Origin of the sequence: Pontibacter chitinilyticus, assembly GCF_039748935.1 — a bacterium.
GTDB lineage: Bacteria > Bacteroidota > Bacteroidia > Cytophagales > Hymenobacteraceae > Pontibacter > Pontibacter chitinilyticus.
Genome location: NZ_JBDIZJ010000009.1, coordinates 1 through 26272 on the forward strand (window position 1 = coordinate 1; position 26272 = coordinate 26272).

The following is a 26272-nucleotide window of genomic DNA, read 5'->3' on the forward strand; positions in this document are numbered from 1 at the left end:
ACAGCTTACACTTTCTTGGAGCAGAACAGTAAATTCAAACCTGCCAGAATCAATGCCTAATTTCCGAGTTCACGTTAGGATAATTATATTATGCCGGAGGAGCAATCTGACGCAACGGAAACCTGGTTCAGCAGGGCTATGAAATGAAGCAGCCACACTTTTTCAGGAAGAGGAGCAGCTTTGTATGCTTTGATTTTTAAACAGAATTGCTCCAGCTATACTTGTTTACGCGGCCATTCAGCGTGCTTGTAGCAATCAGAATTTTTTATAACCTGTAAGATTCGGCAGTCGCATTTTATCAAACTGTAAACTCATGCTGCAAAAGCATATCAGGCGGCCAGCATTTTTTCTTTTCTTTGGAAGATGAGCAGTAGAAAGCTTGGGTAAACAATCAGTAGCAGCGGCAGGGCCACAACAAACCCTCCGATCACCGCGATTGCCAAGGGCTGATGCAGTTGCGCCCCGGTGCCGATACCAAAGGCGATCGGCAGCAGCGCCACAATAGCGCCGAGCGCAGTCATGAGCTTAGGGCGCAGGCGCGTGGCTATCGCGTAGGTCACTGCCTCTGCCGGATTGCTGTCGTGCAGCGTTTCGGCGAACTGGAGGTAGGTAAAGATACTGTTCTCGCCGATGATGCCGATGATCATGATAATGCCAGTGTAGCTACCCACGTTCAGAGCAGTATGGGTGAAGAGCAGCGCCAGCAGACTACCGGAGATACCCAGCACCGCAATCACCAGGATAAGCAAGGCCACCCGCACATCGCGGAACAGGAACAGAATAACAGCAAACACCAGCAGCACCGCCGTGACAAGTATAAGCAGCAGCTCATTAAACGACTGCTGTTGCTCCTGGTAGGCGCCGCCATAGCTGATGTGATAGCCCTGCGGCAGGTTCACGCTGCGCGTTATCTGCTGCTGAATGTCGTGCATCACACTGCCCAGGTCGCGCCCTTCAAGGCGGGCAGTAACCGGAATCATGGTTTGCAGGTTCTCGCGGTCAATCTCCGCCTGTCCCTGCGTCACGTTCACAGCGGCCAGCGTCCGAATCTCCCGAAGCTGCCCGCCCGGTAAAAAGATGGAGGCGTTTTTGATGTCGTTGATGGAGGACCTGGCCGCCTGCGGGTACATCAGGCGGATATTGGTCTGTTGCTCTTTTTCGAAGATAGAACCGACTACGCTGCCTTCGAGTTGCACCTGTAGCTGGTTTTGCAGATCGGCCGGCGTGAGGTTGAACTGCGCCAGTCGCTGGCTGTTAGGCTGTACCTCCACAGAAGGGCCGGCAATCGTAATGCCATCGAATACGTCAGCCGTTCCTGCCACATGCTCCGTTATACTTGCCACTTGCTGCGCCAATTGCTGCAGCTTCTGCTGATCATCGCCATAAATCTTTATTTCAATGGGTTGTGTGGAGCTCATCAGGTCGCCGAGCATATCACCAATCACCTGTCCGAAATCTACCTGTAAAGCCGGCTGTGTGGTTTCCACAAATTGCCTGATCTCGTCGATCACTTCGTCGGAGGTGCGGTGGCGGTCGCTTTTCAGCTGAATGAGGTAATCCCCGTTGTTCGGCTCCGTAATAAAAAAGCCCATCTGTGTGCCCGTACGGCGCGTGTAGCTCGCCACTTCCGGTATCTGGGTAATTTTCTTCTCCACCTCGCGTAGCATGCGGTCTGTTTCAGCAAGTGATGTGCCAGGCGGTGACACATAATCCACCACGATCGCTCCTTCATCCATCTCCGGCAGAAAACCTGTTTCCAGGAGCGGGAAAACCAATACACTAGCCACGATCAGCACAACTACAAAGAGGCCGCTTAAGGCCGGGCGATGAATAAAGTAGGTGATCCAGCGGCGCGACCGCTGGTGCGCTGCCGGGGCGGCAGGTTGCACCTTGTGTTTGCCCCTGGAGAGCAGCAGGTAAAGTACAGGCAGCCCCAGCCAGGTGACAAAGAAAGAGCAGATCAGCGTCACCATCATGGTATTGGCCAGTATTTTGAAGTAAGCGCCTGCCACGCCACTCAGCAACACAAACGGGAAAAAGATAACGATGGTGCTGATGGACGAGCCCACCATTGCCGGCAGCAAATAGCTGATCGACTTGGAGAGCAGCTTTTTTGTCGGCGTTTCGGGGTGCTCTTCGTGCGTGCGGTGAATCTGTTCCACCACCACAATGGCATCATCGATGATCAGGCCGATCGCAGCGGCGATCGCTCCCAGCGTCATGATGTTTAGGGTATAGCCGAGCAGGTATAGTATAATGAGTGAGAGTGCCAGCGTGATGGGGATGGTAAGCAGGATCACAGCGCTGGACTTCAGCGAGCGCAGGAAGATAATCGCTACCACGATGGCTAGCAGCAAACCAACCAGCAAGCTGTCGCTCACGCTCCGAATGGCGTCTGATACAAAATCTGCCTGCACATAGTAGGGCCGCAGCGTTACTCCTTCAGGCAAAATCCCGCTGTTCAGCTGTGCTACTTTATCTTTTACCGAAGCAGCCACATCCATCAGGTTCGCCGTCGGTTGCTTGAGCACAGCTACTAGCACCGCACTTTTGCCATTGGCATTTACCCGCACATACTCCACCTGTTCCGCCACCCGCACATCAGCTACATCCTTTAACTGTACCACGCGCAAGCTGTCGTTGCTGATCACAAAGTCCTGCAGCTGTTTTTTATTCTGGATTGTGGCATCCGTTACCGATAAGTATAAGCGGTTATAATCGGCAATATAGCCGTTGCTCTGGATGAAATTGGAGCTGTTAAGCGCTTCGGCAATTACTGCAGGCGTGATGTGCAGCGCCTGCATGGCCTCCGGCTCTAACAATACCTGGTACTCCTTGGTTTTACCCCCTGATACCCGCACATCCGCCACACCCGCTGCCTGCGACAGGAAAGGCTTAACCGTGTAAAGCGCCAGCTGATTGAGCTCGATCGGGCTCCGGCCGGGGCCATCCAGTACGTAGCCCTGTACCGGCAAAATGCTGGGGTTCATCTTTTCTACTGTGATCGAAATACCTGGCGGAAGCACTTCTTTGGCCTCTGCAATCGCCGACTCCACTTGCTGCTTGCTTAGATTGATATCAGCATTCCAATCCATAAAAGCGGAAATTTCGCAGGAGCCGCGGCTGGTTGTGCTGCGCAGTTGCCGCAGGGCAGGCACCTGTTTGATGGCATTCTCCAGGGGTTTGGTTACCGTGATCATCATCGTGCTTACCGGTTGCAGCCCCGTCTCGGCAATCACCTTTATTTTGGGGAATGTTACTTCCGGGAAAAGTGAGGTCTGCAGGTGGGTATACGCATAGGCGCCGCCCAGCAGGATGATAACCAGCACCACGGCTACCGAGCTTTTATAGCTGACAAAGAAGTTTTTCATTCCGGCTGGTGGTTTTGAACGATGACGTAGGCCGTATCGGGCAGGCCATAGTTGCCGGAAGTTAGGATGCGTTCGGTGGGAGCGAAGTCCGGCTGCAGGATCTCCACCTTATCCTCTGTGGTGATACCCGTTTTTACAGGTGTTCTGACGGCTGTGGTATCATTCAGGAGCCGCATGACCCAGTAGGCATCCATGGTTTCGTTGGTGAGTACGGCTGCTTTGGGCAAGACGGAAGTGTTGGTTTTGGCATTTTTAGTCAGGCTCACCACAGCCTGCAGGTTCTCCGGTAGCATCATATCCGTCTGCGGTTTCACGACAAACTGCTGCGTTTGTGTGGCGGCATTCATGGCCGAGAGTTTGGCTGCTACTGTTCCTGGAATTATGGTGGAATCAGCCAGGGTGATCGAGACCTTCGTGCCGATAGCAGTATACTGGTTAAGCTCAAAAGGTACGTTCACCAGGAACACGAAACTTTGACTATCGGAGATGATTGCTAGCTGCTCCCCATCATTCACATAGTCGCCGTCCTGATGGTTAAGCTCAAGCACCACACCGGCAGCAGGCGCTTTCACAGTAATTAGGCCATTGAAGTGCAGTGCAGGGTCCTGCGTCATTAAGTCTCCCAGCACCTGTGCTTCCTTTGTTTTGAGGGTAAAAAGGGGTGCTCCAGCTTTTACACGTTCGCCCTGTTTTACAAACACCCGCTGTATATATCCGTCCGTAGCGGCCTTCACCGTGTTCTTTTGCTGATAGCTGGAGACGGCATTCAGATCAATGGTTTCGCTGATGGCCGTATCCGCAACAGTGGTGACGGTGACCGGCGTTTTTATGGTTGCTTCCTCCGTATCATCCGCCGTTTCATCGGCGGAAGAAGAAGAGCAGCCTGCCAGCAGGAGAAGCGCCGAAAGCAGCGCACAAGTAGAGCGTATGTGTATCATTTCAGGTTGTTGTATTCATTCACGATCTGGAAGCGGCCGATCTCAGCCTGCACCAGGTTATTTTGCGTTTCGGCATAAGCAGTGATGACAAGTATAAAATCGGTGAAGCGCACCAGCCCGGCCGCGATCTCCACCTTATACATGTCCAGCAACTTCTGCTGGCTGGCCAACTGCTCCTGTATGTCCTGTAGCAACTGGCTGGTTGCGGCCAGTTGCTGTAGCAGTTGCTGTTGCTGCATCCGGTACTGGCGCAGGTAAAAATCCCGGTATTGCGCCCGCGTCTGCTCGGCTATACTTAGTTTCTGGTATTCCAGCCGGCGCTGCCCGCCATCATACAGGGGCACCGAAAAGTTAAGTCCAAAGCTGGTGCCCAGGTGCTGCGGCATACTTTGCGGCGTGGTCGCCATCACGCCCGCATCAGCAAAGGCAGAAAGTTTATAGCGGTAATTCAGGTCGATCAGCCGCTTGTTTACGGCAAGTTGCAGGCTGTCGAGGCGGTACTTCTGCAGCGTGGGCGTCAAGTCAACGGACACAAGGTTTTGCACCTGCAACGCAGGCGGTGCCAGCGTTACGGCAGCTGTATCCACGATGCCGCAAAGTATACGCAGGCCATTCAGGTCGAACTGGTACTGAATGCTGGCCTGGCGGTATGCAATCGCCTGCGCTTTGATGTTGATGTTCAGGTTAAGGTAGTCGGTTTGCAGGTAAACGCCGTTCTGCACCAGCTTCTGTAAGGCCGGCTGCTCGTCCTGCAAAATGTCAAGTACCTGCCGGTTGAACTGCATCTGCCGGAAATCGGCATAGGTGGTGATGTACTGCGCCGTAATCGTGCGTTTCAGGTCCTGCACCTCCATCTGCCGCTGCGCTGCCAACGACTGGTTCAGCAGCCGGAGATTCTGCAGTTGCACTGCGCGGTTGCGGCCATACAGCAAATCTTTGGTTATACTTACCACGCCGGTATAGTTGCCGCCATCCGTAATCGCTTCGTCGTACCCGAAATGCCGGCCCAGCGGTGCTTCCGTCGCTGTGGCGCTGGCGCTTAGCTGCGGCTTGTAGCTGGCGTACACCTGCAGGCTGTCGATGAGGTTGGAGCGCTGCTGGTTCTGGTAATCAAGCAAGAGCGGGCTGTGCTGTAAGCCTGCGGTCAGGTAATAGTCCAGGTCATGGGTTTGCCCGCAGGCTGCCCGGAAGCAAAGCAGCAGGAGGGGGAGGAAAAGGAGCAGGTACCGTTTCGGCATAGGGTGCTGGTTGGTGAGTATAGACAAGGTTCTGAGTTAAACGGAAAGAGAGCAGCAAGCGGTTACGTGGCACAGCCTTCAGAAAAGGAAAGTACCGCTGATTTGGGCGGAAGAAAGCCCTACCTGCGGCGTCAGGAGCAGCGGCTGCCTGCTGTTTTTTAACCTTTTGTCCGCCAGGTTATAGAGCAGGTGCACGCCCTTTGCACTCAGAAAGCCCACCGCTGCGCCCGCCATCACATCCGTTACCCAATGGGCGTTGTCGTTTATCCGCGATAGGCCGACCAGCGTGGCCACGCCATAGGCCATGGGCGGCACATACTTGCTGTGGTGGTACATGGTGGACTGCGACGTGGCCACGGCAAAGGCGGTAGAAGTATGGGAGGAGGGCAGCGAGCCGTTGGGCGAGGGCCGGAACGGCTGGTCGAACTCGTGGTTTTCGGTGGTGGCGCTGGGGCGATGCCGGTGGATGGCGTTCTTGATCGTGCTGGTTAACCCGGCGTTTATCAGAATGCTGCCCACCGACAGCAGCCCGGCCTGCTGTAGCTTCTTGTCTTTCAACAGCTCACCTGCTACAAGCGAAACACCGGCGGCAGGCATCAGGTACTGCTGCCGCCCCAGCGGCTGCACCACAAACGCGACGCCGTTGGCCACGGCGCAGCGGTGGCTTTGCATAAACTGCTGCACCAGCTCATCCACGTAAGCAAAAGTCAGCGTCCAGGCGGCGGCCCCGGCGGCGGCGATGGCCGCTCCCCGCCAAAGGCGATGTGGCTCTCTGGGCTTTACCGGTACTGTCTCCTGTAGCGCCGTGGTATTCGGGTAAGGTATGGGAGCGACGGCCCAGGCTGGCGTTTGCGCCAAAGCGGGGTTGCAGGCGCTAAGTACCAGTGTCAGCAGAAAAGTGGGTCGCAGCACGCGTAAAGAGAGAAGCTTCGGCATTATATGTAATAATAAAAAGCGGTTAGGTAAGAGGCGCTGCTGCGCAGGTGCAGTAGCGCTCCTGGTACGGCTACAAAGAGGAGTGGCTCGTGTCTTTCTGCCTCCTATTCGAAAAAATACATCACAACGGCAAAGAGTGCGGCGGTGATCAAAGCGGCTATGCCTCTTCCAAAATGCAATGTTGCTAACATTTTAATTGTAGCCAGCTGGAGATGTGCAGTTGCTGCGTGAAAGTATAGTGATCTGCTAAACATGTTTTCGGTACGCGCTCCATTCATGTAAAATCGCATACCGAAAGCTGTTTAGCGGAGAGCCAGAGAGCTTAATCTTCGTCGTCCTCTTCCTGGCTTTTCTTCATAAATTTTCCGCTGGAATCGAAGAGCACGTCTTTGCCGTTTACCTCCGCCTCGTAAGTTACTTTGCCGCTGGCGGCGGTGATTTTGGCCGTTTCCGTTATTTTCTGGTGCGCGTAGTTTTTGGCGAGGTACTGCTGCGCCTGCGTGGGCAGCTGTGCCTGCGGTATGGCTGTCTCCGTTTCCAGAATATTTCCGCTGGCATCCAGCACGGCGGAGTTCTCGGTGCCGGTCAGGGTATAGCCGGCTTCGTAGTTGCCGTTCTCCTTCTCCCACTTCACCTCCTGCACGGCAGGGTATTTTTGAGCAAAGGCGGCGGTAACGGTTGCCGGAACTTTGGCTGCCGGCAAGGTCTGGGCGCTGGCGTAGCCGGTGGCGGCGAGTGCCGCGAACATCAACAGTAATTTTTTCATAACAATTGGATTTAAATGTTTTCTCTAAAGTATAAACTGATTCTGGAGCAAGCCTGAACTTACAGGGGACGAAGCTTTTTTATTCCAGAATTTTGTTTATAGTGAAGCAGCAAGTATTCGAGCACACAAACAGCCAGTATGAGCCATAGGCTGCCCAGCAGGTAGCCGCCCGCCACATCACTTACAAAGTGCACACCCAGGTACAGGCGGCTAAAACCGATCAGTACAGTATAGACTACGCATAGGGTAGCCCAAAAGCGGGCAAAGCGGATGTGATCCCGCTCCAGTAAAATAAACACGGCGATGATGCCGAACAGCGCCAGGGCCTCGGCGGAGTGGCCGCTGGGAAAAGAGAAGGAGGAGGCTTTGTAGTAGCCGATATCAAGGGGCCGCTCACGGTGAAAGTACAACTTGGTGAAGTAGACGGAGGCGCCAGTGCCCAGCACCGCCACCAGGAGCGCCACCAGGTAATGCCACCTCTTTTTCACCAGCAAAACTGCCGCGACAAGTATAAAAGTTGCCGCCACGCCCCAGGTGGTGCCCAACTGCGTGAAGTAATAAAAAGCTTGGGCCATGGCATCGGTACGGAGGCGGTACAGGAAAAGCCCCACTGAGCTGTCCACGGCTTTCATGCCGGGCGAGTTAACCAGGTTCTCCGCTATCTCTGACAGCAGGGCGTAGTTTATGATGGAAATACCGAGCAGCAACGTAAGGGGCAGGCCCAGAAAATTCTGCAGACCCAGTCTGTTGTGTAAAAACTGCACCAGCTTCGGGTGTTTCCGCTGCAGCTGCTGCATCCATGGCAGCCTGAAAAAGCGGTCTAAAGTGGATGTTATCAGAGTTAAAGGCTTTTGGAAGATGTCTGTCATGTGTCAGCGTTCGTTTAGCGGTATAGCGTCAGCGCAGGAGCTGCAGCTCTTTCAGGATGTTCTTGTCTTTCTGCGGGTCATACATCACCTTGGCATAGGTGGTGAAGAAGTTGTGCTGCTGCAGGAAGTGGAGGTTTTGGCGGTGCCAGTCTGATTCGGATAGGTGTTCGCCCTTTACAAGTTCCAGTTCTTTCTTTAGTTTGAGAGAAGCTTTGATAAAAGAAGCACTTCCCAGGTGGCTCATGTCGGCATCGCAGATGATCTGCCCGAGCAGGTTCTGTGGCTGCTGTGGCTGTTTGGTCGCGTCGATGCAGGAGGCTACCTGCCGCTGAAAGCTAGAGGCAGCGCCTTGTTTGTGCAGGAACGCCGCAGCGAGTTCTTTGCTGACGTCCTCGTGGCCCTTATACTTGCGGCAGTAGCCCGTGTCATGAAACCATGCGGCCACCAGCAGCGCCTGTAGTTCCTCCTCCGATAAGCCGCTGTTCGTGCCTATTTCCAGGGCAGCCTTTGCCACCGCCCGGGTATGGGTATAGTTATGGAAAACGAGGCTGGACGGCAGGTGGCTCTTCAGCAGTTGCGTACAGTACAGGGTTGCTTCTTCCAGAAGCTTTTTAGGATCGTTCATTCGCATGAAAAAAAAGAAAATCTCGACGCAGCGTTTTTTACCAGCAGTGGAGGGCATGATATACTCTCAAACGGCGGCAAGAAAACCAGGCAGCCGCTGCTTTTTAGGCTTTACGAGATAAATCTGTAGCGATTTTGTAGCCTGCCGGGGCGCCCGCGACCACACCTCGCCTCAGAAATTACAGTTGGCGCATCTTAGCCCGGGGAATCTGCGGCAGTAGCAGGGGCAAACGCTACCCAAAGGCTATGCACGTCCTGCGCGGCCTCATACCTGACCCGCCAGCCATACAGGGTGCAGATGGTTTGGACAATGGCCAGCCCCAGCCCCAAAGAGTGGGAGGAGGCATCGGCTTTGCTGAAGCGCTCGAAGAGTTTTTCCGGAGCGCAGGCAAGGGGCCTGCCGGAATTGGTTATGCGGAGACGGTCCTTGTTTAGATCGATGGCGACAAAGCCGCCCGGCAAGTTGTGGCGGATGGCGTTGCGGAGCAGGTTGGACACCAGCGTTTCGACCAGTGCCGGATTGGCTGTCAGCACCGGAGCCGAGGCTGTGGTACAGCGCACCTGCAGGTTTTTGCCAAGTATAAAGTCCTCCGAGTCGTTTAGCTGCGCTTGGATGATGGCGGCCATGTCCACCGCTTCCGTGTAGATGAACTGGCGGTTCTCGATTTTGGTGAGCAGTAGGAGCGTCTGGTTGAGCCGCGAGAGCTTTTTCACGGCCGCATGGGCCGCCTGAATGCTGGTTGCCTGCTCCTCGCGCAGCTCCGCCTCCTGCAGCAGCTCGTCCAGCCTGGCCTTTATCACGGCCAGCGGCGTCTGCATTTCGTGCGAGGCGTTTTCCGAGAACTCCTTCAGCGCCCGGAAGTCAGAGCGCGTTTTCTCGGTGAGCTTCGCCAGTGCGGCGTTGAGCTCGGCAAACTCCGTAGTTTTGGTGCTGCCCAGCTGCAGGGGCGCACTTTGGTACACCGAGAAGTTGCGCAGCGCCTCCAGGCTTTGGTAGAATGGCCGCCAAAGCTGGCGGTAGATGGCTCGGTTCATCACGGCCAGAAACAGCAGCAGCAACAGCATCACAATCCCCAGCGACAGGCCAATCGTCGGCATCGAATCCCCTCGGTCCACGATCATTTGCCGGAGCACGATGCGGTAAGCGCTTCCGTGTATGTGCCGCACGGACGCCACCTGCCGGAACGTCTCCACTTCATTCTCCAGCTCGTCGAAAAAAGCGGTGTCTTTCAGTACAAGGCTTTCCTGTCTTAGGTCGCTGAGTCTGGTGATTTGAATAACGGGCGGGAGTTGCGGGATGGGCTGTCCCTGCTCTAGCCGCCGCGTGATGCGCTGCTCGATGGAAAGCAATTGCTCTGAGGCTTCTTCTTCAATGATGCCTGCAAAAAGCTGCACCAGCACGGCCCCTGCTACCAGGAAAAGCACAGCCGACGACAGCACATACCAGCGGTTAGTTCTCTGCAGCAGCCTTATCATCGGTCGGCTAATTTATACCCGATGCCGTAGATGCTTTGCAGATAGTCGCGGGCGCACTCCTGCAGCACCTTGCGGCGTAGGTTTTTGATGTGGGTATAGATAAAGTCAAAACTGTCGACGGTATCGATGCTGTCGCCCCAGATGTGCTCGGCGATCGCCTCTTTGGTCAGTACCCTGTTTTTGTTCGTCACCAGGTATAGCAGCAGGTCATACTCCTTTTTGGTGAGCTCCACTGGCTGACCGTTTACGACCACCTGCATCGCATCCGGTATAATCTCAATCTCATTAAAGATGATGGAAGAGCTCCCATTAAACCTCCGGCGCCGTATGATAGCATTGAGTCGAGAGTTGAGCTCGGCCATAAAAAAGGGCTTTGTAATATAGTCATCGGCACCAAGGTCCAGGCCCTTGAGCTTATCATCGAGGGAGTTTCTGGCCGAGACAATGAGAACTCCAGTATCAACACGCCTTCTTTTGAGTAGTTCCAGCAAGTCCAGGCCATTCCCATCCGGCAGTGTGATGTCCAGCACAACAATATCGTAATCATAGGTGGCTAACTTATCTTCGGCGATGCGGTATGTGGTCGCCTCCTCACAGGTAAATCCTGCTGTCTGCAGATAAGCCGTGGTCATGTGGAGTAGGTCTAACTCATCTTCAACTATAAGTAGTTTCATGTATAATACTTTGCTACAAAGGTAAGCTCCGAATCTGAAGCAAAACTGAAATAAAAAGACCCGTTACAGCAGCGTCTTGAAATGATCCGTGTTTCAGCTATTAGTATACCCGCTTGCATCTAAAGCAGGCCAAACTGAACGGAGGGATTTACCGAGAGGGCTGTCTTTTACTGTGGGGGAAGTGTAGCAGCAGGTATTCGAGCACGCAGACGGCCAGAATCAGCCAGAGGCTGCCCAGCAGGTAGCCACCCGCTACATCGCTGACAAAATGCACACCCAGAAAAATACGACTGAAGCCGATCAGAAGTATGTATGCCACGCACACACCAGCCCAGAAGCGGGCATACCGGATGTGTTGCCGCTCCAGCAGAATGAAAACCGCAATTATGCCGAATAGCGCCAATGCCTCAGCAGAGTGGCCGCTGGGAAAGGAAAAGGAGGAGGGTTTATAATAGCCAATATCCAGCGGGCGCTCCCGATGAAAGTATAACTTGGTGAAGTAGATGGAAGTACCCGTGCCCAGCACAGCTATCAGGAGCGAAGCCAGGTAATGCCACCTTCTTTTATACAGCAAAACGGCGGCCACCAGCAGGCACGTAATTGCTACCCCTAACGTGGTGCCCAGCTCCGTAAAGTAGTAAAAAGCCTGCGCGACAGCATCCGTCCGCAGGTGGTACAGGAACAGCCCCACCGAGCTGTCAACCTGTTTCATACTTTGCGAATTGACCAGGCTCTCCGAAATTTCGGAGAGCAGGGCATAGTTGATCAGGCCTATTCCCAGCAGTAATGTAAGTGGCAAGCCCAGAAAGTTCTGCATGTCGAGCCTGTCGTGGATAAATTTTACCAGCCTGGGGTATTTCTTTTGGAGTTGCTGTATGCCTTTCAGTTGAAAGAACTGATTGATAGTGGAGGTTATAATTGTGAGCGGTTTATGAAACATCGTTTAAGAGCATTGGTTCGTAGCGAAAATCAGGTAGTTGTACGTACGCATAAAAGAAGGAACAGCTACCGTTCTTTGCTTAGTGCTGCTTTGAACGGGTTTTTAAAAGCTGGATAGTGCTTTTATACTTGTTGAGCTTGTCCAACTACAAGTATAAAGTGACGTTTAGGCAACTAAGCTGTAGCAAGCAAACGTTCCTGCCAGAGCATCAGCCTGATGGAGCCGGAATCAGCCGAAATAAAGCTGCTGCCGTAATCAACAAACCTTAACTGCTAACATATGTGGTGGATCTATGCTTTACTTTCCGCATTCTTTGCGGCCCTGACAGCTATTTTCGCGAAAATAGGCGTGTCGAACGTTAACTCCGATCTGGCAACGGCTATCCGGACAGTGGTGATTCTGGTCGTTGCCTGGGGAATTGCCTTAGCACGGGGAGAGCTGAAAGGGATACAGGCGATTTCGAAGTATAGCATGCTGTTTCTGATCCTTTCCGGTCTGGCCACCGGCCTTTCCTGGATCTTCTACTACAAGGCCCTCAAGCTCGGGAAAGTATCGCAGGTTGCCCCGGTAGATAAGCTGAGTGTGGCCCTTACAATTGTGTTGTCTGTTATCATATTGAAAGAAACACTGACGCTAAAAACCGCTATCGGCGCTATCCTGATTATTGGCGGTACGCTGGTACTCATCTTTTAGAGACGTTTTTGCCAACTGAAATTTAGCCCCTTTCTGGTTTTTGTCATCACCAAATTAGTATATTCGCTTTCTGGAAATGGTGTCTTCCATCAAACAAACCGCCGCAAGGCTAATGGCGCCTACAATTTTAACGGGCACAGGAGAAGGGCTCCTGTGGTATAACGCTATTGTAGGTATACATGAAACGATCTGTTCTTTTTCCGGGCTTCCCCGCTTCTCACGCATTCGTGCTTGCTTCACTTCTGAGAAGTGCTGCAGTCGATGGCAGCCCTAACGCACCGGCGCAAGCGCCGTGTACCAGTGTTTTCAAATTGATTTTTTGTCCCGCTAGTTGCTAAACGATATGTCTGCCAAAAGAAACGACGCGGTACATTTTGTTATTCTGAAGCAACTCATCCGCTGGACACTGCTCATCCTGCCTGTTGCCGTCGTGATCGGTAGCATGGTAGCGCTGTTTCTGTGGCTCCTGCATGGAGCCATTCAGTACCGGTTCCGGCATCCGGGCTTGCTTTACCTGCTTCCATTGGCCGGCCTGCTGATCCACGCAATTTATCAGTCGGTGGGCAAGTCCTCTGAGAAGGGCAATAACCTGATTATGGAGGAAATCCATACGCCTGGTGGCGGAGTGCCCATCCAGATGGCGCCTGTTATCCTGTTCACTACTGTGATCACGCACCTCTTCGGAGGCTCCGCCGGCCGTGAGGGAACAGCCGTGCAGATCGGGGGAAGCATTGCAGCCCTTTTCGGGAACTGGTTTAAACTGCGTGGGGCGGATATGCGCCTGGTGCTCACAGCCGGCATAGCGGCCGGCTTTGGGGCGGTATTTGGTACGCCACTCACCGGGGCTATCTTCGCAATGGAAGTGCTCACCATCGGGCGAATCCAATACGACGCGCTGCTGCCGGCGCTCATCGCCAGCGTTCTCGGCGACGCCACTGTGGCCGCCTGGGGCGTGCAGCATACCACTTACCACATCGACATTCTGCCGCAGGTTCCCTATTTCCTCTCTGATTATTTGCGGCTGGATCTGTTCTTACTTGGCAAGGTCATTGTCGCTTCTGCTGCTTTTGGGCTGGCCAGTTTCCTGTTTGCGACGATGGTACACGAGCTGAAAGCCTTTCTGCTGCAGCTGCTGAAGTACAAATGGATGATCCCGGTGCTGGGCGGATTGCTCATCATCGCGCTGACGTTTATACTTGGTAAACCCGATTACCTAAGCCTCGGAGTAGCGCCGGAATATCCGGGAGCAGTAACCATTCCTTCCGCATTTTGGGCGGGCGGCGCTGATACCTGGAGCTGGCTCTGGAAAACGATTTATACATCTGTAACGCTGGCATCGGGCTTTAAAGGGGGCGAAGTAACGCCTTTGTTCTATATTGGGGCAACGCTGGGCAACACCTTATCCGGGCTCCTGCATGCGCCGGTCAGTCTGTTTGCGGCGCTTGGCTTTATTGCCGTGTTTGCCGGTGCTACTAATACGCCGCTGGCCTGTACAGTAATGGGAGTGGAGTTGTTTGGCGGCGAGCACGTGCTGTTCTTTGCCGTAGCCTGCTTTACAGCCTATTTCTTCAGCGGCCATTCTGGTATTTACAGCGCCCAACGAATTGCCGTACCAAAGATATTTGACGCGCCAATTGGGGAGGAACCTTCTTTAGCGGATATTAACCGCAGGAAAGGGTATGTATACCAGAAGCTAGCCAAGTATAAGCTCCCGACAAAAAAGAGAAAGTAAGATCAACGTCATAACACCAGCCACATATCCCTTGCTGGCACAGCACTTCCAAACCACTTACCTTAACAACAGAGCAGCACCCGTTGTTGCAAGCAGGGTGAAGTATACCTGCGCCAACGTAGCCAGAATGTTTCTTCTGGGGCAAATAGCAGCTATTTTCAGTTATCCTTCGCACTGATGCAGTCCTATACTTCGGATGATTGAATTTTTGGAAGTAAATATTGTTTTTATACTTAAAAATCCGTATAATCATGTAAATGTTTGCTCCATCCTTTGATGTGCTTTCGCCATGTTAAGAATTGGTTTTCTGCTACTTCTTAGCTTATGGTCCTTTTTGGTGCCGCCAGTTCAGGCACAGGAGGGGCAGGGAGAATTGCGCGATACTGTTTATTTTACCTCCAACAGGAAAAAAATCAATATCCCCTTCAAGCTGGTGCATAACCTGATCGTTATTCCGGCCAAGATCAACAACTCTAACTCGCTTAATTTTATCCTCGATACGGGCGTACGGAATACCCTCATTACACGGCTCTTTTTCACCGATTCACTGGATCTGAAAAATGTGCAGCGTACCCAGATCCGGGGCCTGGGCACCGGCTATACCATCGAAGCGGTTATCTCCACCGGCAATAGCCTGCAAATGACCGGCATCAAGGGAGAGAACCAGGAAGTGAACGTGCTGATGGAAGATATCTTTAACCTCTCTACATACATGGGCATGCCCATACATGGCATTATTGGGTATGATATCTTCAAGAACTTTGTGGTGAAGGTGAATTACAGCGGTCGTGTGCTTACCCTCTACCGCCCCGATATTATACTTAAAAAGAAGCGCAAAGCAGAGGAGTACCCATTACACATTGAAAATGACAAAGCTTACATTTATGCAAAAGTACGGCAGCACAACGGCGATACGCTGGAAGTAAAGCTGGTGGTAGATACCGGCGCCAGCCATACGCTTTCCCTCTACCTGCCCACCGATGACAGGCTGATGCTGCCCCCTAAAACAATGGAGGCTTACCTGGGCCGGGGGCTGAGCGGCGACATCAACGGGAAAATAGGCCGATTGGATGGATTTAGCATGGGCCGGTACGAGCTACAAAACCTGCCCGCCTCATACCCAGATGAAGAAGCCATTAAGCTCGCATTGGGCGTGGCAAACCGAAATGGTAACCTTGGTTCGGATATTCTAAAGCGGTTTACAGTTGTTTTCGATTACCCCCACGAGCGGCTGCTGCTTATCCCCAACAGCAAATTTAAAGAGCCTTTTCACTTTAACATGACAGGGTTTGAGATCAGTACGCCCATGCCGGGCCTCAATTTTTATGTCGTTTCGCATGTGGTGCAAAACTCACCTGCCAATATGGCTGGCATTATGTATGGCGACGAGCTGATTTCCATTAACGGTAAAAGCTGCACAGAAATGAGCTTGAATGATGTGTTGGATACTCTGGAAAGCAGGCCGGGGCGAAAGCTCAGCATCAAGTTACGGCGCGATACGAAAGTCATAAACGTCAGTTTGGTGCTGCAAAGCCGTATCTGATTTATTTTGCCGCTGCCTTACCAGCAAAGTCGAGGTAAGCTTGGAAGAGTAGCAGCAGCACCGCCAGTATCACCAGGAAAATAGCAGCATACATTCGCGCCGGAGGGATGGGCTTGACAAAAACATTTCCCTTCTCATCTTTGGCCGTAAAGCGTAGGTCGGAAAGAATCAGGCCGTTGCCAAAACTGAGCCAGGTAGCAGCAATCAGGGCTTCCTTGCTCATCAAGAGCGAAACGGTGCCGATAGCGGAAAAAAGAATGCCAATAAATACGCGGATAGATAACTTTTTCATGTTTTGAATAACTCATGTGCCTGCGGCAGCGCCTACTGCCCGCAAGTTAGGGGTTTCCGTGCAAAAGCCGAAGTATAAACCGCTACACCCATGCAGCAGCATACAAGTGTATCTAACGGACAGCCACTTTCCGGAAATTCTTTTAAATTTATCTCCGTTAAAAGTTGGATAACTCAAAAATTATCCGAAACATTTGCGTTGAATAAGGGTAAAAGAATACACCCGATTTTTATTTAAAGAGACAAATGCAACAAAAACCATTTTTATCATCTGCTGTGATAAAACACTCTTGTGCAAAGGGTGCGCGTTTTTCTATCCTTTTAGGAAGGATAGTTTATAGGCAGGCCCTACCTTCTCAGCGTCTCAGGCCCTAGGCCCCTGCGCTCCCCGGCTACGTTGATCGTAGCCAACCTCCACATATTTTAATTGAGTCAGCTTTCCGGCACAGCTTTACAGGCTGCTGTTGCTGAAGCATTTTTTTCTATTTGCCATTTAAGCGCTGTGTGCGGCACAGCTCCAGTTTACCAATATGAGCAATCAACCTGCTTTTAACGTTATGGTTGCCAATGAGCAACACATTATCTACGCCTTACAGATTTGCGAAGAAATGGAAGCCTCTGCCAAAGCTAGAGGGACCGGTATTGCCAAACGTTCCCCTGAATATGTAGCCCAGAAGATGCAGGAAGGCAAAGCTGTAATAGCGCTGCACCCTAGTGGCGCTTGGGCAGGCTTCTGCTACATCGAAACTTGGGGCCACGGCAAGTATGTGGCGAACTCGGGCCTGATCGTGTCGCCGGAGCTGCGCAAGAGTGGCCTGGCCAAGCAGATCAAGAATAAGATATTCGAGCTCTCCCGTACCAAATACCCGGACGCAAAGATCTTTGGCCTCACCACGGCGCTAGCGGTTATGAAGATCAATTCGGACCTGGGCTACCGGCCGGTCACCTACTCAGAACTGACGGACGATGAAGCCTTCTGGGCCGGTTGCAAGAGCTGTGTGAACCATGATATCCTGACGATGAAAGGCCGTACCAACTGCCTCTGCACGGCCATGCTCTTTGATCCGGAGCGCGAAAAGAAGCAGGAAGAGCGCCGGAGGCAAACCATAACGACCCTCGAATACATCACGCCCCCGGAGCAGGCGAAAGCGCCCGTTAATTTTTGTTTATAAGCATACTATAGCACCCGAATACATGAACAATAACCTCGTAGTTTTAGCTTTCAGCGGCGGACTGGACACCTCGTACTGTGTAAAATACCTGAAGGAGGAGAAAGGCCTAGAAGTATATTCTGTACTGGTAAATACCGGTGGCTTTTCGGAAGATGAGCTGCACGAGATAGAAAGACGCGCTTACAGCCTGGGTGTAAAAGAACACCTGACACTGGATGAAACTGATAACTACTATCAGAGCAGCATCAAATACCTGATCTTCGGCAACGTGTTGAAGAACAATACCTACCCACTGTCGGTAAGTGCCGAACGGGTAACGCAGGCGATGGGCATTGCCCGACAGGCCAAAGCGCTGGGGGCAGCCTATGTAGCACATGGCAGCACTGGTGCCGGCAACGACCAGGTGCGCTTCGATATGATCTTCCATATTATGGTTCCTGAAGTGGAGATCCTCACACCTATCCGCGACAACAAGTTATCGCGCGAGCAGGAGATTGATTATCTGAAGCAGCATGGCGTGGAGATGGACTTCCAGAAAGCACAATATTCTATCAACAAAGGCATCTGGGGCACCTCGGTGGGCGGCAAAGAAACGTTGACCTCACACCTGCCGCTGCCGGAAAGTGCCTACCCAACAGCCGTGACCAAACAACAGCCCGAGCGGGTGACGTTGATATTTGAGAAAGGCGAGTTAGTTGGCTTGGATGACAAAACGTTCGAAAATCCGGTGAAAGCTATACAAGCCCTGCAGGAGCAGGTGGCGCCCTTCGGCATCGGCCGCGACATTCACGTGGGCGATACCATCATCGGTATCAAAGGTCGCGTTGGCTTTGAAGCGGCAGCTCCGATGGTGATTATCAAAGCACATCATACGTTAGAAAAGCATGTGCTTACCAAATGGCAGCTGAACTGGAAAGATCAGCTGGCGACTTTCTATGGTAACTGGCTGCACGAAGGTCAGTTTGTAGATCCGGTGATGCGAAACATCGAAGCCTTTCTGCAGGATACGCAGCAAAATGTGACGGGCAAAGTACACGTGCTGCTGGCGCCTTACCGCTTCCAGGTGGAAGGAGTGGAGTCGGCACATGACCTCATGTCGTCGAAGTTCGGTAGCTATGGAGAGATGAACAATGCCTGGAGCGGCGATGATGTAAAAGGCTTTGCCAAGATATTCGGCAACCAGGCCATGATGTACCACAAAATAAACGGCACCGAGTTTTAGGATGGCAGCAAGCATAAAAGCAGGTGTTATAGGTGCAGCAGGGTATGCAGGCGGCGAGTTACTGCGGCTTTTGCTGCAGCACCCGCACGTGCAGCTAATTTTTGCCCAGAGTGGCAGCCAGGCAGGCAAACTAATCTCTGCTATACATACTGACCTGCTGGGTGAAACGGACCTGAATTTTACGGCCGCTGCTACTGCAGATGTAGACGTACTTTTTCTATGCGCCGGGCATGGTGAGGCTAGCAAGTATCTGGAAGCAAGTACTATAGCATCATCCACTAAAACAATCGATTTAAGTCAGGATTTCCGCTGGAATGAAACGACCGCTGCGCCTGCTGTAGCGGCTGGTGAGCGCATCTTTGTCTACGGCCTGCCTGAGCTGCAGCGCGATGTAATCGAACAGGCGCAGCATATAGCCAATCCTGGCTGCTTCGCCACTGCTATACAGCTTGCCTTGTTGCCCCTGGCGCAACAGCAGTTGTTACCGGTGGAGGTGCACCTAAGCGGCATCACGGGCAGCACAGGTGCCGGCCAGAGCCTGAGCCCGACATCGCACTTCAGCTGGCGAACGGAAAATGTATCTACCTACAAAGTGATGCAGCACCAGCACCTGCGCGAAGTAGGCCGCACCCTCATGCATCTGCAGCCCGAAATTCAGCCTACGCTGCACTTTATACCTTATCGGGGGCCATTTGCGCGCGGCATTTTCATCACAGCCTATCTGGAAACGGATCTGACCTTGGAGCAAGCACAGGAGCTGTACGAGGAGTTCTACAGCAGCCATCCGTTTGTACTCCTCAGTCCGCAAAACCCAGACCTGAAGCAAGTGGTGAATACCAATAAGTGTGTGCTCTATCTCGAAAAACACGGGCAGCAACTGGTGATCACCAGCATTATTGATAACCTCCTGAAAGGAGCTGCAGGGCAGGCGGTGCAGAATATGAACCTACTTTTCGGTTTGGAAGAGACAGCCGGTTTGAGGTTTAAAGCTACGGCTTTCTAAAAGGAATTATTTAACAACTTATACTTACTAGTATGTACGTCAAGTACTTTCTTTATTGTCTTACCTCTTATCTCTAAAGTCATCACTTATGGATTTGTTTGATGTTTATCCACTATTCGACATAACACCTGTACGGGCACAGGGCCTCTATGTATGGGACGATAAAGGCACACGCTACCTCGACCTTTACGGCGGGCATGCGGTGATCTCCATCGGCCACAGCCATCCGCACTATGTGAAGCGCGTAGCGCGCCAGTTGTATGATATCGGCTTTTACTCCAACTCCGTGCAGGTGCCCCAGCAGCAGGAACTGGCTGATAAACTGGGAGAGCTAAGCGGCTACCCCAATTACAAGCTCTTTCTCTGCAATTCCGGAGCTGAAGCAAACGAGAATGCACTGAAAGTAGCCTCTTTCCATACCGGACGCAAAAAGGTCATCGCTTTTAAAGGCGCTTTCCATGGCCGCACTTCCGCTGCCGTAGCTGTTACAGATAATCCTGGCATTATCGCGCCGATAAACGAAACGGATAACGTCATCTTCCTTCCGCTGAATGACCTAGAGGCATTTGCCAAAACCCTGCAGGAGCATGGCCCCGAACTGGCTGCCGTAATTGTAGAAGGCATACAGGGCGTGGGCGGAGTGCATTTCCCGGAACCTGCTTTTCTCAAAGCACTGGCTGCCGGATGCGAGCGGGTGGGCGCCCTGCTCATTCTGGATGAGGTACAATCCGGCTATGGCCGTTCAGGCAAATTCTTTGCACACCAATACACAGACATTAAACCTGACCTGATTACAGTGGCAAAAGGTATGGGCAACGGCTTTCCGGTTGCCGGCATGCTCATCAGCCCCGACATAGAGGCCAGACATGGCATGCTGGGCACCACCTTTGGCGGCAATTACCTGGCTTGTGCCGCAGGCTTGGCTGTACTGGAAGTGATGGAGCAGGAAGACCTGCTGGAAAATGCCCGCACTGTCGGCAAATGGCTGCTTGAGGAGCTAAAGCAGCTGCCCGGCGTACGCGAAGTGCGGGGCAAGGGCCTGATGATCGGCGTGGAGATGGAGCAACCCTGCGCCCCCATCCGGCAGCGGCTGTTGAAAGAGCATAAGATCTTTACCGGCTCGTCTTCCGATAAAAATACGCTTCGCCTGCTGCCCCCGCTTTGTATCGGGCGCCGCGAAGCAGAAAGTTTTCTTTCTGCCTTTGAAGCTGTTATGTACAAATCACAACCACAGGAAGCATGAAGAATTTCACCTCAGTGCACGATGTAAGCGATCCGAAAGCACTGGTAAAAGAGGCGCTGCACTTAAAAAAACATCCTTACAAGTATAAATCTTTAGGCGAAAACCGCACCTTAGGCCTAATCTTCCTGAACCCTAGTCTCCGCACGCGCATGAGCACGCAGAAAGCAGCTCAGAATTTAGGAATGAATGTTATGGTGCTAAACCTGGACAAGGAAGGATGGGCGCTGGAGACACAGGAGGGAGCCATTATGAACGGGGCAACGGTAGAGCACATCAAGGAAGCTGCCGCTGTGATGGGGCAGTACTGCGATATTCTGGGTCTCCGTTCGTTTCCGAAATTGCAGAACCGCGAAGAAGATTACAGCGAAGACCTGCTACACCAATTCATCCGCTACTGCCAAGTGCCGGTGGTGAGTTTGGAATCAGCTACGCGCCACCCGCTGCAAAGCCTGGCCGACCAGGTTACCATCACCGAAAACACCCCGGCAGGCAAACGCCCGAAAGTCGTGCTGACCTGGGCGCCCCACGTAAAGGCGCTGCCGCAATGCGTTGCCAACTCTTTTGCTGAGTGGATGGGCCAGGCCGATGTGGACCTGGTGATCACGCACCCTGAAGGCTTTGAACTGGCCGATGCGTTTACCCAAGGCGCTACGGTTACCTACAACCAGCAGGAGGCCTTGCAGGATGCGGATTTTGTATACGTCAAGAACTGGTCAGCTTACAATGACTATGGCAAGGTGCTACCGGATGCGCAGGAATGGATGCTGACAAACGAGAAACTACAGGGCAGCAATAACGCCAAAGTGATGCACTGCCTGCCAGTGCGCCGCAATGTTGAGCTGAGCGATGAGATCCTGGATGGGCCCAACTCACTGGTACTGGAGCAGGCTAACAACCGCACCTATGCTGCACAGGCGGTACTAAAAACAATGCTGGAGCAGTTAAAAGCACATTAAACTTACTTGTAGCGGTATACTACATATCGCCGGAGCCGGTGCTGTAAGTATAAGTGGATGTTGTAGTAAGGTATTAGCTTATTTGTAAGCTGTTTAACTTGGTTATACTTGTGGCAATTACATAGCAATTTTAAGTTCAAATGCAGGAGCTGTTCGTAATTAAAATAGGGGGGAATATTCTGGATGACGCCCAAAAGCTGCGTCGCTTTCTGAGCGACTTTGCCGATTTGCCCGGAGCAAAGCTGTTGGTGCATGGCGGAGGGAAGATTGCCTCGGCTATAGGCCGGCGCTTGGGTATAGAACCGCAACTGGTAGAGGGCCGCCGCATTACGGATGCTGAAACGCTGGAGCTGGTAACAATGGTCTATGGTGGCTTGGTGAACAAGCAGGTAGTGGCGCAACTGCAGGCTGCCGGCTGCAATGCCATCGGGTTAACAGGTGCCGATGCTAACAGCATACCAGCCAGGAAACGTGCCGTCGAACAAGTGGATTATGGCTTTGCAGGCGATGTGGCGGGTCCGGCAAGTATAAATACTACGGCCTTGGCGGGGCTGCTGCAATTGGGGCTTACCCCGGTTTTCGCCCCGCTCACGCATGATGGCCAGGGCAACATGCTCAACACCAATGCTGATACCATCGCCTCGGTGCTGGCCACAGCGTTGGCCGGCAAGTATAATGTGCGCCTGATCTATTGTTTTGAAAAAGCCGGCGTGTTGCTGGACGCAACAGATGATGCTTCTGTGATCCCGGTCATCGGCAAGGCAAAGTATAAAGCGCTGAAGGAAGCAGGCGTAGTATCAGCAGGCATGCTGCCCAAGCTGGACAACGCCTTTGCTGCACTAGACCAAGGCGTGAAGGCAGTGCAGATAGGGGATGCCGCCGAAATTAGCGATCTTGTCGCAAACAGCGGGGCGGGCACCCTGCTCACCTGCTAAGCTATACTGGTACAGAAAGCTTTCAGGAATTCTATTGATCAACTTAAAGCGAAACTGATGAATGCAGCAAATAAAAAAGTAGCTATACTGGGAGGCGGCAACATGGGCGTGGCCCTGGCAAAGGGAATGGTTGCCGCCGGCAAGTATAAAGCGGAGGACATCACCCTGACGCGCCGCAATACCCGCTCGCTCGATAGTATGGCTGAGAAGGGATTTGTGGTAACAAGCGACAATGCCGCGGCAGTAGCTGCTGCCGATCTGATCATTCTGAGCATTTTGCCCCAGCAGCTCAATGCGGTGCTGGATACCATTGCCACTGCTATTGATCCGCAGCGTCATCTGATCGTTTCCATTGTGACCGGTGTGATGGTTGCTGATATTGTGCAGCGGGTAGGTAAAGAGGTAGAGGTAGTCCGGGCGATGCCAAATACGGCGATTGCTATTCGCGAGTCGATGACGTGTATAGCGGGTGGTAAAGCTGGAAAGGAGAGCCTGAAAGTAGTAAACGAAATTTTTGCGGCCGTTGGTGAGACCATCGAGATAGAGGAGGAGCTGATGACCTCTGCAACAGCGCTCTGTGCCTGTGGCATAGCTTTTTTCCTGCGCTCCATCCGCGCAGCAACGCAGGGAGGCACTGAAATAGGTTTTCATGCCAAGGATGCCCTGCGTATGGCGGCCCAAACAGCTAAAGGTGCGGCATCGCTGCTGCTACACTTCCAGAGCCACCCGGAAAACGAGATCGACAAAGTAACTTCCCCCAAAGGCTGTACCATTGCGGGCCTTAACGAGATGGAGCACCACGGCTTCAGTTCTGCCATGATCAAAGGCATCCGGACCTCGTCAGACAAGGCGGAACAACTCTATCAGAAAGATAAATAAAAGACCAGCATGCCTTTGACTTTGACTCCCCGGCAGCTGTACGACGAAGCCATACCCTTGCTTCAGCATTTGATCCGGACGCCTTCTTTCAGTAAAGAGGAGGGCCAAACGGCGGATGTGCTCGCATCTTTTCTGCAGCGGCAGGGAGTGGCAGTACACCGGGAGCAGCACAACGTATGGGCTTTTAACAAGCATTACAACCCTACCTTGCCAACGCTACTCCTCAACTCGCACCACGACACGGTAAAGCCCAACGCTGGCTACACCCGCGATCCGTTTGCCGCTACACTGGAGGAAGGAAAATTATTTGGCCTCGGCAGTAATGATGCCGGCGGCTGCCTTGTGTCCCTAATAGCTACCTTTTTATACTTCTACCAGCACGACAAGCTCGCTTATAACCTGGTAATGGCAGCTACGGCTGAAGAAGAGATTTCCGGGCGGAATGGCATCGAGCTGATCCTGCCACAGTTAGGGAACCTGGATGCTGCCATTGTTGGAGAACCAACGGAGATGCAACTGGCCATAGCCGAAAAAGGACTACTGGTGCTGGATTGCACTGCAATAGGCAAAGCAGGCCATGCTGCCCGCGAAGAAGGGGTGAATGCCATTTACGAGGCGCTGCCTGATATCGAATGGTTCAGGCAGTACCGGTTTCCACGCGTGTCGGAACACCTGGGACCTGTGAAGATGAGCGTCACACTGGTGCAGGCGGGCACCCAGCATAATGTTGTGCCGGATACCTGTCAGTTTACGGTCGATGTCAGGTTGACGGATGCCTATACCATGGAGGAAGTGCTGCAGGTGATTCGGCAGCAGGTTAAGGCAGAAGTAACACCGCGTTCCATGCGCCTGAAGCCCTCTTCGATACCTGTGGAGCATCCGCTGGTGCAAGCAGGACTGGCACTGGGGCGCACCACATACGGCTCACCGACTACCTCTGATCAGGCATTATTGCCCATTCCGTCGCTAAAAATGGGACCCGGCTTTTCGGGTCGCTCTCACATGGCGGATGAGTTTATCTACCTGCACGAAATAGAGGAGGGTATCAATTTATACATTAAGTTACTGGAACGGGTTATCGTTTCTGCAACATCCTAAAGCCCACTAGTTATACTTGTAAATGCAGCTGTAGAGCGGCGGCATCCTACTTTCAATAATAACACTTTCACTGAAAAGCACACAAAAGCATGAAACTCTGGCAAAAGAACACAGGCGTTGAAAAAGAAGTGGAACGGTTTACGGTGGGGAAAGACCCGGAACTAGACATGGAAATGGCAGCGTTTGACGTGCTTGGTTCTCTGGCGCATACACGCATGCTGCAAAGTATAGGTTTGCTTTCGGCGGAAGAACTGCGCCTGCTACAGACGGAGCTAAAGCACATTTACCAGCGCATTGAAGCCGGCAACTTTTCCATAGAAGCAGGTGTGGAAGACATTCACTCGCAGGTAGAACTGGAGCTGACGCGCCGTGTAGGGGAGGCGGGCAAAAAGATTCATAGCGGCCGCTCGCGTAACGACCAGGTGCTGCTGGATTTAAAGTTATACTTCCGGAGCCAACTGCAACAAACAGTAGGACAGGTGAAGGAGTTTTTTGATGTGCTACAGCAACTAAGTGAAACCCATAAAGCGGTGCTGCTGCCGGGGTATACGCACCTGCAGGTAGCCATGCCTTCCTCGTTCGGCTTGTGGTTTGGGGCTTATGCAGAGAGCCTGGTAGATGACATGCAGCTTTTGCTGGCAGCTTATAAGATCACCGACAAAAATCCTCTGGGCTCTGCTGCCGGTTACGGATCTTCTTTTCCGCTTAACCGCCAGCTGACGACGGATCTGCTGGGCTTCCAAAGCCTGAACTATAACGTGGTGTATGCGCAGATGGGGCGCGGTAAAACTGAAAAGATCGTAAGTATAGCGCTCGCCTCGGTAGCGGCTACACTGGCTAAAATGGCCATGGACCTGTGCCTGTACATGAGCCAGAATTTCAGCTTCATCAGTTTGCCCGATACACTGACCACCGGCTCCAGCATCATGCCGCACAAAAAGAACCCCGACGTGTTTGAACTGGTGCGCGGCAAGTGTAACAGGCTGCAGGCATTGCCAACCGAAATAGCGATGCTACTCATTAACCTGCCTTCCGGTTACCACCGCGAGCTGCAGGTGCTGAAAGAATCCCTTTTCCCGGCTTTCAACGAGCTGCAGGATTGCCTGGGTATTCTGACCTACATTTTGCCGCAGCTGCAGGTAAAAGACCATATCCTGGAAGATGACAAGTATAAATACCTCTTCAGCGTGGATGCCGTGAATGCGCAAGTGTTGGCAGGTAAGCCCTTCCGTGATGCCTACAAAGCGGTGGGAGAAAGTATAGATACCGGTACTTTTGCTGCACCTAATGCCATTAACCACACACACGAAGGAAGTATGGGCAACCTGTGTACCGCAGAAATTGCTGCACAAATGGAGCAGTTGCTGCAGGAGTTCAACTTCGGGCGCGTTGCGCAGGCTTATGAGAAACTGCTGGCGTTCTAAGCGCATGCTCGACGTTTTGCCAAGTCAGGTTGCCACCTGTTCCACTGTGTTTAGCCAGGCTGTTTGAAGTTTCCGGATGCATACATCACAGCCGTATGGTAGATTATGTTCTTTCCGTAAATAAGAGCTTTATGCCCGCTTAAAACGCAGCTTTTTCTTATGAAACTTTACCCCTCCGGAACATGGTAGTATGTACTCCAGCAGAAGAATGTTCAGCAGCACGGTAGCTGCAAAGCGGCTTATTTTCCG

General features: G+C 52.6%; 23 protein-coding genes and 1 riboswitch. Of the genes, 12 read left to right on the top strand and 11 right to left on the bottom strand.

Annotation, left to right across the window (positions count from 1 at the left end):
• Positions 1-329 precede the first annotated feature (329 nt).
• The 10 genes from ABDW72_RS13740 to ABDW72_RS13785 form a co-directional block, all read right to left on the bottom strand.
• Positions 330-3371: an efflux RND transporter permease subunit gene (locus ABDW72_RS13740; protein ID WP_347159150.1), complete on the bottom strand. Its 3042-nt coding sequence runs from the start codon at positions 3369-3371 to the stop codon at positions 330-332.
• Positions 3368-4309, bottom strand: coding sequence for an efflux RND transporter periplasmic adaptor subunit (locus ABDW72_RS13745; RefSeq protein WP_347159151.1), 942 nt, complete (start codon positions 4307-4309; stop codon positions 3368-3370). Before ABDW72_RS13745 ends, ABDW72_RS13740 begins: the two co-directional genes overlap by 4 nt.
• Positions 4306-5547 carry a TolC family protein gene (locus tag ABDW72_RS13750; protein ID WP_347159152.1) on the bottom strand — a complete coding sequence of 414 codons (1242 nt, stop codon included), beginning with the start codon at positions 5545-5547 and terminating at the stop codon, positions 4306-4308. Before ABDW72_RS13750 ends, ABDW72_RS13745 begins: the two co-directional genes overlap by 4 nt.
• Before the next feature lie 78 nt (positions 5548-5625).
• Complete coding sequence (locus ABDW72_RS13755) at positions 5626-6483, bottom strand: phosphatase PAP2 family protein (RefSeq protein WP_347159154.1); 858 nt, start codon at positions 6481-6483, stop codon at positions 5626-5628.
• Positions 6484-6805: 322 nt separating this feature from the next.
• Positions 6806-7249, bottom strand: coding sequence for a PepSY-like domain-containing protein (locus ABDW72_RS13760; RefSeq protein WP_347159155.1), 444 nt, complete (start codon positions 7247-7249; stop codon positions 6806-6808).
• A gap of 59 nt (positions 7250-7308) precedes the next feature.
• Positions 7309-8118, bottom strand: coding sequence for a phosphatase PAP2 family protein (locus tag ABDW72_RS13765; protein ID WP_347159156.1), 810 nt, complete (start codon positions 8116-8118; stop codon positions 7309-7311).
• A gap of 28 nt (positions 8119-8146) precedes the next feature.
• Positions 8147-8743, bottom strand: coding sequence for an HD domain-containing protein (locus ABDW72_RS13770; protein ID WP_347159157.1), 597 nt, complete (start codon positions 8741-8743; stop codon positions 8147-8149).
• A 194-nt stretch (positions 8744-8937) separates the two neighbouring features.
• Positions 8938-10218: a sensor histidine kinase gene (locus ABDW72_RS13775; RefSeq protein WP_347159158.1), complete on the bottom strand. Its 1281-nt coding sequence runs from the start codon at positions 10216-10218 to the stop codon at positions 8938-8940.
• Positions 10215-10892 carry a response regulator transcription factor gene (locus tag ABDW72_RS13780; RefSeq protein ID WP_347159159.1) on the bottom strand — a complete coding sequence of 226 codons (678 nt, stop codon included), beginning with the start codon at positions 10890-10892 and terminating at the stop codon, positions 10215-10217. Before ABDW72_RS13780 ends, ABDW72_RS13775 begins: the two co-directional genes overlap by 4 nt.
• 148 nt (positions 10893-11040) lie before the next feature.
• Positions 11041-11832 carry a phosphatase PAP2 family protein gene (locus ABDW72_RS13785; RefSeq protein ID WP_347159160.1) on the bottom strand — a complete coding sequence of 264 codons (792 nt, stop codon included), beginning with the start codon at positions 11830-11832 and terminating at the stop codon, positions 11041-11043.
• Positions 11833-12111: 279 nt separating this feature from the next.
• Here ABDW72_RS13785 and ABDW72_RS13790 point away from each other — a divergent pair, with 279 nt between their 5' ends.
• The 3 genes from ABDW72_RS13790 to ABDW72_RS13800 all read left to right on the top strand — a co-directional run bounded on the left by ABDW72_RS13790 (position 12112) and on the right by ABDW72_RS13800 (position 15800).
• Positions 12112-12525 (top strand): EamA family transporter, encoded by a 414-nt coding sequence (locus ABDW72_RS13790; RefSeq protein ID WP_347159161.1) that lies wholly within the window; start codon positions 12112-12114, stop codon positions 12523-12525.
• Positions 12526-12588: 63 nt separating this feature from the next.
• Positions 12589-12654: riboswitch (Fluoride riboswitch) on the top strand.
• A 214-nt stretch (positions 12655-12868) separates the two neighbouring features.
• Positions 12869-14257 carry a voltage-gated chloride channel family protein gene (locus ABDW72_RS13795; protein ID WP_347159162.1) on the top strand — a complete coding sequence of 463 codons (1389 nt, stop codon included), beginning with the start codon at positions 12869-12871 and terminating at the stop codon, positions 14255-14257.
• Positions 14258-14546: 289 nt separating this feature from the next.
• A complete protein-coding gene (locus ABDW72_RS13800) occupies positions 14547-15800 on the top strand; it encodes an aspartyl protease family protein (protein WP_347159163.1) in 1254 nt (417 codons plus the stop codon).
• A 1-nt stretch (position 15801) separates the two neighbouring features.
• Here the strand turns inward: ABDW72_RS13800 and ABDW72_RS13805 are convergent, their stop codons facing one another.
• Entirely contained in the window at positions 15802-16092 is a 291-nt protein-coding gene (locus tag ABDW72_RS13805; protein ID WP_347159164.1) for a hypothetical protein, read from the bottom strand.
• A gap of 529 nt (positions 16093-16621) precedes the next feature.
• On the opposite strand from ABDW72_RS13805, the gene ABDW72_RS13810 reads away from it, so the two are divergent.
• The 9 genes from ABDW72_RS13810 (at position 16622) to argH (ending at position 26023) form a co-directional block, all read left to right on the top strand.
• Positions 16622-17263 carry a GNAT family N-acetyltransferase gene (locus ABDW72_RS13810; protein WP_347159165.1) on the top strand — a complete coding sequence of 214 codons (642 nt, stop codon included), beginning with the start codon at positions 16622-16624 and terminating at the stop codon, positions 17261-17263.
• 22 nt (positions 17264-17285) lie between these two features.
• Positions 17286-18485 carry an argininosuccinate synthase gene (argG, locus tag ABDW72_RS13815; protein WP_347159166.1) on the top strand — a complete coding sequence of 400 codons (1200 nt, stop codon included), beginning with the start codon at positions 17286-17288 and terminating at the stop codon, positions 18483-18485.
• 1 nt (position 18486) lies between these two features.
• Entirely contained in the window at positions 18487-19488 is a 1002-nt protein-coding gene (gene argC, locus ABDW72_RS13820; RefSeq protein ID WP_347159167.1) for an N-acetyl-gamma-glutamyl-phosphate reductase, read from the top strand.
• Between the two features lie 88 nt (positions 19489-19576).
• Positions 19577-20731: an aspartate aminotransferase family protein gene (locus tag ABDW72_RS13825; RefSeq protein ID WP_347159168.1), complete on the top strand. Its 1155-nt coding sequence runs from the start codon at positions 19577-19579 to the stop codon at positions 20729-20731.
• A complete protein-coding gene (locus ABDW72_RS13830) occupies positions 20728-21687 on the top strand; it encodes a Rossmann-fold NAD(P)-binding domain-containing protein (protein WP_347159169.1) in 960 nt (319 codons plus the stop codon). Before ABDW72_RS13825 ends, ABDW72_RS13830 begins: the two co-directional genes overlap by 4 nt.
• Before the next feature lie 140 nt (positions 21688-21827).
• A complete protein-coding gene (argB, locus tag ABDW72_RS13835; RefSeq protein WP_347159170.1) occupies positions 21828-22622 on the top strand; it encodes an acetylglutamate kinase in 795 nt (264 codons plus the stop codon).
• 57 nt (positions 22623-22679) lie between these two features.
• On the top strand, positions 22680-23501 hold the full coding sequence (gene proC, locus ABDW72_RS13840; RefSeq protein WP_347159171.1) for a pyrroline-5-carboxylate reductase: 822 nt from the start codon (positions 22680-22682) through the stop codon (positions 23499-23501).
• A 9-nt stretch (positions 23502-23510) separates the two neighbouring features.
• On the top strand, positions 23511-24599 hold the full coding sequence (locus ABDW72_RS13845) for a M20 family metallo-hydrolase (protein WP_347159172.1): 1089 nt from the start codon (positions 23511-23513) through the stop codon (positions 24597-24599).
• An 89-nt stretch (positions 24600-24688) separates the two neighbouring features.
• A complete protein-coding gene (gene argH / locus ABDW72_RS13850; RefSeq protein WP_347159173.1) occupies positions 24689-26023 on the top strand; it encodes an argininosuccinate lyase in 1335 nt (444 codons plus the stop codon).
• Positions 26024-26272: the final 249 nt, after the last annotated feature.

What these genes read in the sequence shown, in the direction of transcription:
- ABDW72_RS13740 (WP_347159150.1), bottom strand. Translation starts at nt 3,371, where the DNA reads ATGAAAAACTTCTTTGTCAGCTATAAAAGCTCGGTAGCCGTGGTGCTG.
- ABDW72_RS13745 (WP_347159151.1), bottom strand. Translation starts at nt 4,309, where the DNA reads ATGATACACATACGCTCTACTTGTGCGCTGCTTTCGGCGCTTCTCCTG.
- ABDW72_RS13750 (WP_347159152.1), bottom strand. Translation starts at nt 5,547, where the DNA reads ATGCCGAAACGGTACCTGCTCCTTTTCCTCCCCCTCCTGCTGCTTTGC.
- ABDW72_RS13755 (WP_347159154.1), bottom strand. Translation starts at nt 6,483, where the DNA reads ATGCCGAAGCTTCTCTCTTTACGCGTGCTGCGACCCACTTTTCTGCTG.
- ABDW72_RS13760 (WP_347159155.1), bottom strand. Translation starts at nt 7,249, where the DNA reads ATGAAAAAATTACTGTTGATGTTCGCGGCACTCGCCGCCACCGGCTAC.
- ABDW72_RS13765 (WP_347159156.1), bottom strand. Translation starts at nt 8,118, where the DNA reads ATGACAGACATCTTCCAAAAGCCTTTAACTCTGATAACATCCACTTTA.
- ABDW72_RS13770 (WP_347159157.1), bottom strand. Translation starts at nt 8,743, where the DNA reads ATGAACGATCCTAAAAAGCTTCTGGAAGAAGCAACCCTGTACTGTACG.
- ABDW72_RS13775 (WP_347159158.1), bottom strand. Translation starts at nt 10,218, where the DNA reads ATGATAAGGCTGCTGCAGAGAACTAACCGCTGGTATGTGCTGTCGTCG.
- ABDW72_RS13780 (WP_347159159.1), bottom strand. Translation starts at nt 10,892, where the DNA reads ATGAAACTACTTATAGTTGAAGATGAGTTAGACCTACTCCACATGACC.
- ABDW72_RS13785 (WP_347159160.1), bottom strand. Translation starts at nt 11,832, where the DNA reads ATGTTTCATAAACCGCTCACAATTATAACCTCCACTATCAATCAGTTC.
- ABDW72_RS13790 (WP_347159161.1), top strand. Translation starts at nt 12,112, where the DNA reads ATGTGGTGGATCTATGCTTTACTTTCCGCATTCTTTGCGGCCCTGACA.
- ABDW72_RS13795 (WP_347159162.1), top strand. Translation starts at nt 12,869, where the DNA reads ATGTCTGCCAAAAGAAACGACGCGGTACATTTTGTTATTCTGAAGCAA.
- ABDW72_RS13800 (WP_347159163.1), top strand. Translation starts at nt 14,547, where the DNA reads ATGTTAAGAATTGGTTTTCTGCTACTTCTTAGCTTATGGTCCTTTTTG.
- ABDW72_RS13805 (WP_347159164.1), bottom strand. Translation starts at nt 16,092, where the DNA reads ATGAAAAAGTTATCTATCCGCGTATTTATTGGCATTCTTTTTTCCGCT.
- ABDW72_RS13810 (WP_347159165.1), top strand. Translation starts at nt 16,622, where the DNA reads ATGAGCAATCAACCTGCTTTTAACGTTATGGTTGCCAATGAGCAACAC.
- argG (WP_347159166.1), top strand. Translation starts at nt 17,286, where the DNA reads ATGAACAATAACCTCGTAGTTTTAGCTTTCAGCGGCGGACTGGACACC.
- argC (WP_347159167.1), top strand. Translation starts at nt 18,487, where the DNA reads ATGGCAGCAAGCATAAAAGCAGGTGTTATAGGTGCAGCAGGGTATGCA.
- ABDW72_RS13825 (WP_347159168.1), top strand. Translation starts at nt 19,577, where the DNA reads ATGGATTTGTTTGATGTTTATCCACTATTCGACATAACACCTGTACGG.
- ABDW72_RS13830 (WP_347159169.1), top strand. Translation starts at nt 20,728, where the DNA reads ATGAAGAATTTCACCTCAGTGCACGATGTAAGCGATCCGAAAGCACTG.
- argB (WP_347159170.1), top strand. Translation starts at nt 21,828, where the DNA reads ATGCAGGAGCTGTTCGTAATTAAAATAGGGGGGAATATTCTGGATGAC.
- proC (WP_347159171.1), top strand. Translation starts at nt 22,680, where the DNA reads ATGAATGCAGCAAATAAAAAAGTAGCTATACTGGGAGGCGGCAACATG.
- ABDW72_RS13845 (WP_347159172.1), top strand. Translation starts at nt 23,511, where the DNA reads ATGCCTTTGACTTTGACTCCCCGGCAGCTGTACGACGAAGCCATACCC.
- argH (WP_347159173.1), top strand. Translation starts at nt 24,689, where the DNA reads ATGAAACTCTGGCAAAAGAACACAGGCGTTGAAAAAGAAGTGGAACGG.